Source organism: Sneathiella sp., from assembly GCF_036844445.1.
Taxonomy (GTDB): Bacteria; Pseudomonadota; Alphaproteobacteria; order Sneathiellales; family Sneathiellaceae; genus Sneathiella.
In genome coordinates, this window is record NZ_DAIUFV010000009.1 from 88139 (window position 1) to 100295 (window position 12157).

12 protein-coding genes are annotated in these 12157 nt (G+C 61.2%); 3 read left to right on the plus strand and 9 right to left on the minus strand.

The genetic code is table 11. From position 1 onward, the window contains the following. Positions 1–2 precede the first annotated feature (2 nt). Positions 3–1799, plus strand: a complete 1797-nt coding sequence (locus V7Z56_RS15240) for an extracellular solute-binding protein (RefSeq protein WP_334130416.1) — start codon at positions 3–5, stop codon at positions 1797–1799. Between the two features lie 9 nt (positions 1800–1808). Here the strand turns inward: V7Z56_RS15240 and V7Z56_RS15245 are convergent, their stop codons facing one another. The 5 genes from V7Z56_RS15245 to argH are packed head-to-tail and all read right to left on the minus strand — an operon-like array spanning position 1809 to position 8148. Beyond that, complete coding sequence (locus V7Z56_RS15245; protein WP_334130417.1) at positions 1809–2807, minus strand: glycosyl transferase family protein; 999 nt, start codon at positions 2805–2807, stop codon at positions 1809–1811. A 32-nt stretch (positions 2808–2839) separates the two neighbouring features. Continuing rightward, on the minus strand, positions 2840–5329 hold the full coding sequence (locus V7Z56_RS15250; protein WP_334130419.1) for a TIGR02302 family protein: 2490 nt from the start codon (positions 5327–5329) through the stop codon (positions 2840–2842). Positions 5330–5341: 12 nt separating this feature from the next. Continuing rightward, the gene (gene lysA / locus V7Z56_RS15255; RefSeq protein WP_334130421.1) at positions 5342–6607 is read right to left on the minus strand and encodes a diaminopimelate decarboxylase; all 1266 of its coding nucleotides are present in this window, start codon (positions 6605–6607) and stop codon (positions 5342–5344) included. Between the two features lie 18 nt (positions 6608–6625). Next, complete coding sequence (locus V7Z56_RS15260; protein ID WP_334130422.1) at positions 6626–6751, minus strand: hypothetical protein; 126 nt, start codon at positions 6749–6751, stop codon at positions 6626–6628. Further along, positions 6748–8148, minus strand: coding sequence for an argininosuccinate lyase (gene argH, locus V7Z56_RS15265; protein ID WP_334130423.1), 1401 nt, complete (start codon positions 8146–8148; stop codon positions 6748–6750). Before argH ends, V7Z56_RS15260 begins: the two co-directional genes overlap by 4 nt. Positions 8149–8202: 54 nt before the next feature. On the opposite strand from argH, the gene V7Z56_RS15270 reads away from it, so the two are divergent. Then, a complete protein-coding gene (locus tag V7Z56_RS15270) occupies positions 8203–8760 on the plus strand; it encodes a TlpA family protein disulfide reductase (RefSeq protein WP_334130425.1) in 558 nt (185 codons plus the stop codon). Here V7Z56_RS15270 and V7Z56_RS15275 read toward each other — a convergent pair. From V7Z56_RS15275 to V7Z56_RS15290, 4 genes are read right to left on the minus strand one after another with little or no spacing between them, the layout of a single operon-like run. Next, positions 8755–9069 (minus strand): hypothetical protein, encoded by a 315-nt coding sequence (locus V7Z56_RS15275; RefSeq protein ID WP_334130426.1) that lies wholly within the window; start codon positions 9067–9069, stop codon positions 8755–8757. The genes V7Z56_RS15270 and V7Z56_RS15275 overlap by 6 nt on opposite strands. Continuing rightward, on the minus strand, positions 9066–9650 hold the full coding sequence (locus V7Z56_RS15280; RefSeq protein ID WP_334130427.1) for a TetR/AcrR family transcriptional regulator: 585 nt from the start codon (positions 9648–9650) through the stop codon (positions 9066–9068). Before V7Z56_RS15280 ends, V7Z56_RS15275 begins: the two co-directional genes overlap by 4 nt. 40 nt (positions 9651–9690) lie before the next feature. Further along, positions 9691–10566, minus strand: coding sequence for an SDR family oxidoreductase (locus tag V7Z56_RS15285; RefSeq protein WP_334130428.1), 876 nt, complete (start codon positions 10564–10566; stop codon positions 9691–9693). Further along, entirely contained in the window at positions 10559–11293 is a 735-nt protein-coding gene (locus V7Z56_RS15290; protein WP_334130429.1) for an SIMPL domain-containing protein, read from the minus strand. Before V7Z56_RS15290 ends, V7Z56_RS15285 begins: the two co-directional genes overlap by 8 nt. A gap of 71 nt (positions 11294–11364) precedes the next feature. Between V7Z56_RS15290 and V7Z56_RS15295 the strand changes: the two genes are divergently transcribed. Further along, a complete protein-coding gene (locus V7Z56_RS15295) occupies positions 11365–12147 on the plus strand; it encodes a tetratricopeptide repeat protein (RefSeq protein WP_334130431.1) in 783 nt (260 codons plus the stop codon). Positions 12148–12157: the final 10 nt, after the last annotated feature.

Consider the following 12157-nt stretch of genomic DNA (forward strand, 5'->3'; position numbering starts at 1 on the left):
TCGTGCGTATATTGGTGCGTTGTCTCATTGCCGCTTTGCTTCTTCTGCCCGCGGCCGTCGCTGCCGCCGCAGAAGAGACGGCGCCCGTTCACGCCATCGCCATGCACGGCGCGGCGAAGTATCCGCCAGGTTTCACCCATTTCGACTATGTCAATCCCGAGGCGCCCATCGGCGGGCATCTGCGTCTTGGCGCCATCGGCAGTTTCGACAGTCTCAATCCGTTCATCCTGAAGGGCGTGCCCCCGCTCGGCCTCAATCACGTCTATCAGACGCTGCTGGAGCGATCCCGCGACGAGCCGTTCACGCTCTACGCCAATATCGCGAAGTCCATCGAAGTGGCGCCCGATCGAAGCTGGATAATCTTCAATCTCGACCCGCAGGCGTATTTCTCCGACGGCAGTCCGATCACTGCGGAAGATGTGCTTTTCTCCTTTGAGATCCTTCGCAACAAGGGGCGGCCCAATGTCCAGACCTACTATCGCAAGGTAACGGAGGCGGAAATTCTGTCGCCAGCCGCGATCCGCTTCAGCTTCGAGGCGGAGGGACGGTTTGAGATGCCGCTGATTATGGGCCTGATGAGTGTCCTCCCCAAAGCCGCCTTTGAGACAAGAAGCTTCGAGACAAGCTCGCTCAGCCCGTTTATCGGCTCCGGTCCCTATCTGATCGACCGCGTCGATCCCGGGCGGCGGATCGTCTACCGGCGCGATGAGAATTTCTGGGGCTGGCATCTGCCCCAGAACCGGGGGCGCTTCAATTTCGAGACCGTGACCTATGATTTCTTCCGCGATGATGACATCGCATTTGAAGCGTTCAAGGCGGGAACGCTGGATGCGCGTTTTGAGACCGATGTCGGGCGATGGGCCCGCGGATATGATATAGCGACGCGCCACGGCCGACAGTTTGTGAAATCGGAGCCGGAGCTTTCCCTTCCCGCGCCCATGCAGGCGCTCGTCTTCAATACGAGGGCGGAGAAGTTCAGCGATATCCGCGTGCGGGAGGCGCTGACATACGCATTTGATTTTGAATGGCTGAACAGCCGCATCCTTCACGGCCTTTACAAGCGGCTGTCGAGCTATTTCGAGAATTCGCCGCTTGCCGCAAGAGGCCCGATCCCGGATGCAGAGCGCGCGCTGCTTGCCCCTTTTCGGGATGAACTCCCCCCTGAAATCTTCACCGACACATTTTCCCTCCCCGCAACCGACGGCAGCGGCCGGGCGCGGGAGAACCTGCGCCGGGCCAAAGAACTGCTGGCGAGCGCCGGGTATGACATTGCGAATGGGCGCCTCACGAACAGGGAGAGCGGTCGACCGTTTGAAATTGAATTTCTGGTCAATAATACGGATTTCATTCGTCTGATCACGCCGTTTCAGCGCAACCTCGAGACGCTTGGGATCCGCAGCACGGTCCGGCAGGTTGATACGGCGAGCTATCAGAACCGGCTGAATGACTACGACTTCGACATGATCATCAATAACTGGGGCCAGTCGCTGTCACCCGGCAACGAGCAGGCGTTCTACTGGAGCCGCCAGGCCGCGAGCACGCCCGGCACCCGGAACTATCCCGGTATCCGGCTCGCCGCAGTCGACAGCCTCATCGACCGCATTGCCACGGCGAAAGACCGCGAGACGCTTGAAACCGCCGTCCGCGCGCTCGACCGGGTCCTGCTGTTCGGCCATTATGTCATTCCGCTCTACTACACCGACCGGCAGTGGCTCGCACATTGGCCGGAAATTCGGCTGCCCGACACCGCATCCTTCTGGGGAACCTCCGCTGATCTCTGGTGGTATGAGGCGGATTAGTCCGGCGGATCAATCGAAGCGGCGCCTGTCCCGACTTTCCCAGATGTCACGGGCGCGGACATCGGCGGCGGCGCAGTCAAGCGATGGGTCCAGCATCTTCAGCGCCACGGCGAGCGTTCCCGTGATCGCAAGCTCCGGGACTGGCAGCGCAAGCTTCCCCTGCCACATGCGAAGAAGCTGCTCCGGCGCGAGATCCTCCTCGCGCCATTTATAGGTCGTCTCCCCAGTCAGGGCGGGCCAGATTTCAGGGACATACTCCCCGCCCACCAGCGCGTCAATTTGAGCTGGTTTCATCGGGTTTCGCAATACCTCGCCGCCGCCGCCCTTGAAAATCGCGACATGCGGCTGGCCAAGCGTCTCGGCAGTCGCAAGATGCAGGGCCTGATAGGGCGGGTGGAAAACGCCCTGTAGCTGATAGGGCGCATGAAAGGGATTGAGATCGCGCGCAAAAGTATTCACCGCCGTCCGCACCCCGAGAATCGGTCGAAGTTCAAAAAGCGCCTGAACGGCGGGGCAAAAATGCTCAAGTCCGAGATAGACGAAATTATCCTCTGCAAGCGCCGCTGCCGCCTCCGAAAGTGACGTCGCCTGCTTCACGTGAAACACCGCAAGGCCCGGCCGCGTCGGCGCATAATTCTCTGAATATCCGGCAATGCCGTGCATCAGCACCTTGTAGCCCTGATCAGCCAGGAGCCGCGCGGCGAGAATGAACCACGGCTGCTGGCGGTGCCGATCGGCGTAGGACGGCCAGTCGACATCGACGGCAGCCTCAATCCCCTGCTCCAGGAAATGTCCCTGCGCCGCGGCAACCATGCCGGCAAGTTCGGTGCCCGTCTCCCCTTTGCGGCGCAGCAGCAGCAGAAATGCGCCAAGCTGCATCGGCTCGACCCTGTCATCGAGCACCATGTCCATGGCGTCGCACGCCTCCTCGAAGGTGAGGTCGCGCCACATTTTCGGCCCCTTGCCGAGGATCCGGATATACTCTGCGAAGGGATGATCTGCTGTCATGGGCGGGACTTTAGCAGGAATTTCCCGCCGGCTTAAAAAATATCCAGCAACCGGCGCAAATAGTCCTTTTCGATCACCGGACGGGCCGGGTCGGAAAGCCGCCGCTGCAGTTCGTTGCGGATATCACGGCTCTTGCTGAACGCCTCGCTCTTGCCCCGTATGGTGGCGCTTTCCGAGACATTGCCTTGCGTTCCCTGTTCCTCGATGGAGCGCCCGAGCGGATCGCGCCCTTCGCCCGGCTGACCGGGGCCTGCCTGCTGCGGCCCCTGTCCCTGGCCATCCTGCATCATCTGCTCGGCCAGATCCTGACTGCCCTGCTGAAGATTTTCAAGCGCGTTGCCTTCCGATTCGATCGCCGGGCCTTCCCTGCCCTCCTGCAGCGCGTCGCGCGCCTCATTCATCGACCGCTCCGCCCGGCCGAGCGCGTCGGGGATCTCACCCTGCTCACCAAGACGCCGCATCAGCTCGCCGAGCTGGCGGCGCAAGGCCTCCTGCCGCTTCGAAAGATCCTGAAGGCTCTCGCCCTGCTGCCCGTCCTGACCAGGCTGCGGCCGCTGGCCCTGCTGGCCCGGCTGGCCCGGCTGGCTGCGCTCCGGCTGCTGCAGGCGCTGGCCCTGTGACTGACGGTATGTCTGGTCCAGCAACTGCTGCTGCTGGCGCATCATCTCGCCAAGCTCATTCAGCATTTCCTGCTGCGCCTGCTGGCCGTCCGTCGGCGTCTGCGGGCGGGCCATGCGCAAATTCTCCATCATATCCTGAAGCTGGCTCAGCATCTCGCGGGCGGAATCTTTCGCACCGCCGCGGGCAAGCTCCTCGATCCGGTCGAGCATCTGCTGCAGATCCTGCGAGCGCACAATCTGGTCCTGACTGTTCGGATCGACCGGCTGCTCTTCCATCGGCTGCTGCTCTGCAAGGGCGCGAAGGAAATTCTCCATGGCGCTTCGGAGCTCATCCATCAGCCGCTTGATTTCCTCGTCGCTGGCATCGCGGTTGAGCGCTTCCATCAGCGCTTCCTGCGCCGCGCGCAATGCCGCCTCGGCGAGCGACAAGCCACCGTTTTCCAGCCGCAGCGCCGTCTCCCACATAATATCGGAGGCGTCATCGACCGCCTTCTGCTCTTCACTGTTGCGAAGCAACGCGCCCGCCGTCGCGAGGGCGAGCATGACCGTTACATCATTGTCATAGGTTTCGGGCAGTCCGGCGAGCGCATCCAGAACCAGCGCAGCGTTGTCGCGATTTCCTGTCGGATCGGTCGCAAGATACTTCCGCTGCTCGATCAGCACCCGCGCAACCGGATGCATAAAACGCCGCTCAGGCAGGACATAGTTATGGGGCTCCGAATAGCCACGCTGGCCGATCTGATCCTCGGCGTAGAGACGGAGCGTGACCGGCAGACCTGCCCACGGATGCGCGGTCAGGTCGTGATAGCTTTTGGAGACCACCTGTTTCGAGCCGCGTCCCGGCGTCGGCAGCGGAAGTTCAATGACCTCATCGGAATTCTCGCGGCGGATTTCGCCGCCGATGCGCATGACCCCGTAATCGTCCGTCGCCCGGTATTGCAGCCGGAAGGCAGAACGCTCGGTCACTTCCGGATCGGCGATCAGCTCCGCCGTCGGCGCCTCGTCGGGAATGATCGTCAGTTTCCAGCTGGCAATGACGTCGCCCGCCTTCTCAATCTCGACGGTCATGCTGCGATCAAACTCGGCTTCGATCTGGAAGTTCCGCTCGTCCACCGCCACGAAATCCTGACTTTCGCCGTCAAGTTTCAGGACGGGACGGGCCGATCCGCCGCCGAAAATATGCGCGATAAAGCTGCTTTTGGCCGGCACCACATAGGTCTTGGGAGCGCCGCCATCCGGTGGAAGCGCGCCGAGCAGGATCGGCGCCTGGCCTGTGTAGACGGGCGGGGTGATCCAGGCGGTTACATCCGCGGGCACGGCAGACGCCCCCACGCCGGGCGTCACCGCCGCATAAAGACGCTCGCCCGCGCGCGGACCCGCAACGATAAAGGCGGCGACAAGGAGAAGAATAACACCGCCGCGGAGGCCGTAACTGTCGCCTGCCCCGATATCGAGATTGGGCGCCCCGACTTTCAGCCCCGTCACATAACGGCGGAGGGACTTCTGATAGATCCGCCACATCCGCCCGGACGGGGATTGCCCCTTCTTCTCGGCCTCCGAGCGATCCCCGAGGGCGCGAAGCGGTCGATGCGCCAGCGTGTTCCGCGCCTCGAGATAGCCAAGGGCGCGGCTACGGTCCGGAATGCGGAAATTTCGCGCGGCGAGATAAAGGCTGACAAGAGCCGCGACGGAGAAAAGGATCAGTCCGAGGACATGCAGCCACGAGGGGACGACAGACCACAGATCGAGCAGCGACAGGCCGATAAACAATCCCGCAATAGAGAAAAACCAGCGACCTTCGCGCCAGCCCTCTTCCAGCAGAAGATTGGCCCGCGCCAACAGAATGCGGATCTCAAACCCTAATCCATATCCCTTTTCGTCACTCGCATGATCGCGTTGCATTCAGCCTCGATATTACTCCAGCCAAACGGGGAGTATATCAAGATTGATCATTTCATCCAAGCTCGGCCGCGCCCTGATCACTGCATATTGATCGCCCTTCACCAGCACTTCCGGCACGAGCGGCCGCGTGTTGTAGGTGGAGGCCATCACCGCGCCATAGGCGCCGGCGCTCCGAAAGGCGACAAGATCGCCGCGCGCAAGGACCTCCGGCATATCGCGCCCGCGGGCGAAGGTATCGCCGGTCTCACAGACCGGACCCACCACATCGGCGGGGCTATAGGCACCCTGCTTCTGATCCTCGCGCAAGGGATCGATATGATGATAGCCGTCATAGAGAGCGGGGCGGACGAGATCATTCATGGCAGCATCGAGGATGATGAATTTGCGCGTCGTCGCCTGCTTCACATAAATCACTTCCGAGACGAGAACGCCCGCATTGCCGACGATCAGCCGGCCGGGTTCCAGAATGATCTGGCAGCCGAGATTGCCAACCGCTTCGAGCGCGACAGCCGCATAGGCCGTCGGCAGCGGCGGGATCGCCTCGTCATAGGGAATGCCAAGGCCGCCGCCAAGGTCGACGCGGGTGATCTCATGCCCCTCGCTCCTGAGCTGCTGCACCAGTTCGGCGACGCGCGTAAACGCATGATGATAGGGCTCAAGATCGGTAAGCTGCGAGCCGATATGGACATCGACGCCCTTGATCTCGATCCCCGGCAACGCCGCCGCATCGGCATAAATGCGCGACACATCCTGCCACGGCACGCCGAACTTGTTCTCCGCCTTGCCTGTCGAAATTTTCGCATGGGTTTTCGCATCGACATCGGGATTGACGCGAAAGGCGATCGGCGCTTTTACTCCCATACCCGCCGCAATCTCGCTGAGGAGATGGAGTTCCGGTTCCGATTCCACGTTGAACTGATGGATCCCGAGGGTAAGCGCGGCGCGCATCTCTTCGGGCTTCTTGCCAACGCCGGAGAAAACGATCTTTCCGGCCGGAATGCCCGCGGCAATCGCCCGGCGAAGCTCGCCTTCCGAGACCACATCCGCGCCGGATCCGAGCCGTGCGAGCGTGCGGATCACCGCCTGATTGGAATTTGCTTTCAGCGCGAAGCACACAAGCGCATTCACGCCGTCAAAGGCACCCGAGAAAACCTTGTAATGGCGCTCCAGCGTGGCGGTGGAATAGCAGTAGAAAGGCGTGCCCACCTCTTCAGCGATACGGCGAAGCGGGATATCCTCGGCGTACAGCTCGCCGTTGCGGTAATTAAAGTGATCCATCGTCTCAATCTTGAAAAATCAGCTGTTCTTCTGTTCGGCCTTCGGCGCATCGGGCACATATTTCGGGTCGCTTTTGACGCCGCAGGCGGCAAGCGAGAGCGCCATGCCCGTCACGATCATCAGTGAAACAAGTTTGCGGATCATGTCTTGCTCCCCTCGTCGCTCCGGATCTTCCGCCAGCGCGCAATCTGTTCGCGAACCCGAAGCGGCGCCGTCCCGCCGTAGCTCACGCGGCTTGCGACCGAATTCCCGACGCCAAGGACGTTATATATATCATCGGTGATGCCACTCTCCACCGTCTGTATCTCGGCGAGCGAGAGATCCTCAAGCCCGCATCCCTTGCTTTCGGCGAGCTTGACGAGCGCGCCGGTCACATGATGCGCCTGGCGGAAGGGCATATTCAGCTTCTGCACCAGCCAGTCTGCAAGATCGGTCGCCGTCGTAAAGCCCATGCCGGAGGCGGCCGTCATGACGTCACCGTTTACCGTGATATCGCGGATCATCCCGGTCATGGCGGCGAGGCAGAGCTGCAGATTGTCGGCAGCATCGAATACTGGCTCCTTATCCTCCTGCATGTCCTTGCCATAGGTCATGGGCAGGCCCTTCATCATCATCAGGAGCGACATGAAGGCCCCCGCGCTCCGTCCCGCCTTGCCGCGGATCAGCTCCGCCGCGTCCGGGTTCTTCTTCTGCGGCATGATGGAGGAGCCGGTGGAAAAGCTGTCGGAGCATTCGACAAAGCGGAACTGTGCGCTCGACCAGATGACAATCTCCTCGGCAAGACGCGACAGGTGCATCGCCGTGATCGAGGCGAAGCTCAAAAATTCGAGCGCGAAATCACGGTCTGAAACACCGTCGAGCGAGTTTGCCGTCGGCCGGTCAAACCCGAGCGCCTTCGCCGTCATCTCGCGGTCGATGGGGAAGGAGGTGCCGGCAAGCGCCGCGGAACCCAGCGGGCTTTCATTGAGCCGCGCCCGCGCATCGCGAAGGCGGCCGCGGTCGCGGGCGAACATCTCGACATAGGCCAGCATATGATGGCCGAAGGTGACCGGCTGCGCCGCCTGCAGATGGGTGAAGCCCGGCATCACCGTCTCCGCCTCGGCTTCGGCCTGATCGAGGAGCGCATCCTGCAGATCGGCAAGCTCGCCGTCCAGATGATCCATGGTATCGCGCACCCAGAGGCGGAAATCGGTCGCCACCTGATCGTTGCGCGAGCGCGCGGTGTGCAGCCGTCCGGCGGCATCGCCGATCAGCTCACGCAGGCGCACCTCGACATGCATATGGATGTCTTCGAGCGCCGGGTCGGTCTTGAAATTGCCAGCCTCGATTTCCTTCAGAATAGCCTGCAATCCCTGCTGTATTTTCTCGCCGTCCTCGCGCGATATAATGCCGCAGGCCATCAGCATACTGGAATGCGCCATGGAACCCGCTATATCCTGTGCATAGAGCCGGCGGTCAAAGTCGATGGACGCGTTGATCCGTTCCATGATTTCGGCGGGGCCTTTGGCGAACCGGCCGCCCCAAAGCTCGTTTGCGCTCATTCTCGGGCTCACTTTGTAACTGTTGGACGTTTAATGATTATGATAACCAGACCCATGAAATTCATCAGCCTGATGTTGCTGCTTACATTTACAGGGCTTGCAGCCGGAACATCAACTGCTTTCTCTCAGAATCTCGACGCGCTGCTGACGGGCGAGATGGCGAAATTCGCGCCCTATGACGAACCGCGGCCCGTCAAGGATTTCACCTTCCTGAATGCGGCGGGCGCGGAAGAGAAGCTTTCCGACTACCGGGGTCGGGTGCTCGTTGTGAATTTCTGGGCGACATGGTGCGCCCCCTGCCGCGAGGAAATGCCGAGCCTTGACCGGCTGCAGGCAGAACTTGGCGGCGATGATTTCACCGTTCTCGCCGTCGGACAGGATCTGCAGGGGATGGAGAAGGTGACAGAATTCTTTGATCAATATGCGATCAGAAGCCTTGCGCCGATCAACGACAAGAGCAGCCAGTCGAGCCGCAGTGCCGGCGCATTCGGCCTTCCGGCAACGCTGATCCTGAATGCGGAAGGCAAGGAAGTCGGCCGGCTTGTCGGTCCCGCCGAGTGGGATTCGCCCGAAGCCAAGGCGCTGATCCGCCATTATCTGGCGAAATCATAGGGGCGGCGGGTTGCGCCCCTTGCGGCGTTTCAGGAGATAAAGGCGGAACAGCCGTTCCGCCCCCCAGCTCAGCGCGACAAACAAGATCACATTGAAAATTGTCATCGTCGCGAGGTCAATGCCGAGCCCGATGTCGTCATGCTGCACGCCGACATAAAGCTGAAACCCGAGGATCGTCGCGATACCAATGGCACCAATCACCGCGACACTGATGCGGATTTTACCGTCGGTCCAGGGAATCGCCATAAGGCAGATAAAGGAGGCCGCCTGAAACGCTGCCGACCAGAAGCTGAGGCTGTAATCGCTCATTCCCGGTCGAGGACGGTGAGCGCCACATCGACCATGGGCCGCAGGGTTTCCTCTTCGGGGGTCACTTTTCCGATCACCCGCAGGCCCTGCATGACGCACACGAAATAGGCGGCAAGGCGGCCGGGATCCTGACGCGAGGTGAACACCCCTTCCCTCTGGCCGCGGGCGATCAGCTCCTTCAGGATCGTTTCAAGCTCGGCGAAGAACTCCCGCACCCGTTCCGCGCATTCGTCATCGCGCGAACTCAGCTCCACCGCGGCATTGGTCATGAAACAGCCGCGCCGAATAGGATCGGTCACCTGCTTTTGCATGAAAACATAGAGAAACTTTGATAGCAGTTCACGCGGATCGCCGTCACCGCGCAGGCTGTCCGTTCGCAGGATCGCGCCGGTGCCATACTGATCGAGCGCCTCAAGAAAAAGCCGTCGCTTATCGCCGAAGGTATCATAGAGGCTGCCGCGGTTGATGCCCATGCAGTCAACCAGATCCTGGATTGAGGTGGCCTCATAGCCTTTCGCCCAGAAAGCTTTCATGGCTTTCTCCAGCGCGTCCTGACGATCAAAGCATTTCGTTCGTGCCATTTACCAACCCGAAGGACCTCATCTGCCTCTATGACATCGGTTATATACTCATTTCGGCGTCAAGCAAAGCCGCCAGACCCTCTCTATAGGTAGGATACATCAACGAAATCCCAAGTTCCGACTTGATTTTCGCATTGCTGACACGCTTGCTGTCGTCATAGAAGCTGCGCGCCATAGGGGTGAGATCCGCCTCATTATAGTCAATCAGGGGCGGCGGCGTTACGCCAAGAAGCTCTGCGGCATAGGCGACGACGTCCTGCGGCGGCGCTGCCTCATCATCGGCAACATTATAGATCGAGCCCGGATCAGGCCGGCGCATCGAGGCGACGAGAATCCTTGCAAGATCCGCAACATGAATGCGGGAGAAGACCTGCCCGGGCTTATTGATCCGCCGCGCTTTGCCTGAGCGGAGCGAGGTCAGCTGGTTTCGACTCGGCCCGTAAATGCCCGGCAGGCGAAAGATATGCACCGGCAGGCCCGCATCGTTATGAAGCCCGAGCCAAGCCTCCTCCGCCTGCAGGCGGCGCCGGCCGCGTATACCGCTTGGCGCTAGGGGACTCGTCTCATCCACCCAGCCGCCATCACGGTTTCCATATACGCCGGTTGTCGAGAGATAGCCGACCCAGTTGAGCTTCGGCAGGCGGAGCAACTCCTCCGCCATGGTATCAAAAACGGGATCACCCGCCGCATCCGGCGGGATGGAAAGGAGGATATGTGTCACATCCGCCGCACGCTCGGCGAAATTCTCGACCTTCCTCCCCCGCTCGAACGCGATCAGCGGCGCGCCGCCCGGCGTCCTTTTGCCGGCCGGAGTGCGGCTGGTCCCCCGCACTCCGATTTCGGGAAAGTCCGCGGCGATACGCGCGGCCGTAAAGCCGAAGCCGAAGCAGAACAGCTCTATTTCGCGGTTAGTCATCCTTGGCTGCCGGATCATCCGTCCGCGCAAGCACAACGCGCGCCGACACCGACTGCTTCACCGAGACCAGCAACTCCGCCCCGCCCCCGCCTGATGGCGCGGATTCGGCCGCCATCGCAGCTTTCATCATCGGCTGCGCGCGCGCATAGTCATGCATCGGCATCGGTCCCGCCTGTACGAAATCGACCCGCTTCACATGGTAGCCCGCCCCCGGCATCACCTTGTTGAGACGTTCCACCTCGTCAAGCGCCTGCTGATAGAGCTTGCTGCGAAGATCGGCGCGAAGCGCTTCGAACTCTTCAAGCGAGGGGGTAAAATCTACGTCCGCGATCGACACCTTGTAGCCGGGCGTGCTGCTCTCCTTCGCGCGGTCCTGCAGGCCGTCGATCGCCGCCTCCGGAATGCGCGCTTCCGCCGTTACGTACCAGCGGTTCAGCCCCGTCTGATCGAGCTGCTGGCGGGACGAGGTAATCCGCCAGTCGACGTCTTTGGCAAGCGCAAGGAGAGAGGCATCGATCCGCTTCTTGAGATCATCTCCGCTTTGCTCCTGCTGTACCAGTTCGACAAGGACGGTGACCCGCGCCGTATCTGTTTTCACCCAGCCTTCATTCGTCAGATCGAGAATGACCTGATCCTGCATCGCGAACCGCGGGTGCGGCATATCCGCGGCCGCGGCCATCGGAGCGAGGGCGAGGAAAGCAACGGTGGCGATTACCAGTCTGTTCATGCTAGAACTCCCAAAATGATCTTGATCCTTTTCGGCATTAGAGCCGAATAACGTCCAATTTAAGGCATTTTATGCGCCCGCACACCTCTTTCCATCGGCTTATTTTCGCAGGCCTCGGCCTCATTTTCCTTGCGCCGGTTGATGCGAGCCTCGCCTTCGCGCAGGCGACGAAAGAGGCGAATGAATATGAAGCCTGCCTGACCCTGACCCGGAGAGAGCCCGAGAAAGCGTTTGAATCCGCGCTGGCCTGGCGTGATGCGGGCGGCGGATTTCCGGCCCGTCACTGCGTTGCCCTTGCCCTCGTCGCAATGAAGAAATACGACCATGCGGCGCTGACGCTCGAGGAACTTGCGGAGGATATGCAAAAGGCGGGCTCCCCGCTTCTGGTGAGCGTGCTCACGCAGACCGTCAATGCCTGGCTGCTCGGCGAGGAATATGATCGCGCCCTTACGGCGGCCACGGCTGGCCTGACGCTGGAGCCTGATAATGTCGATCTTCGCATCGACCGCAGCCGCGTCTACGCCCAGCTCGCCGATTATCAGGCGGCATTCAACGATCTCGATCACGCGCTTCGCATCGATCCCGCGCGCGCTGATGCGCTCACCTTCCGCAGCGCCGCGCAGCGTCATCTTGGCGACATGGCGCGGGCGCGCGAAGATGTGGAGCGGGCGTTATTGCTCAACCCCGCGCTTCCCGAAGCCCTCAATGAACGCGGCATTCTTCGCGCCCGAAGCGGCGAGATCGAGGCGGCGCGACAGGACTGGCTGCGCGTCCTTGAGCTCGCCAGCAACACACCCGCCGGCGATGAGGCCCGCCGCCTGCTTGAGGAAATTGACGTCAACAAGAACAAGTAACCGCCCCGCG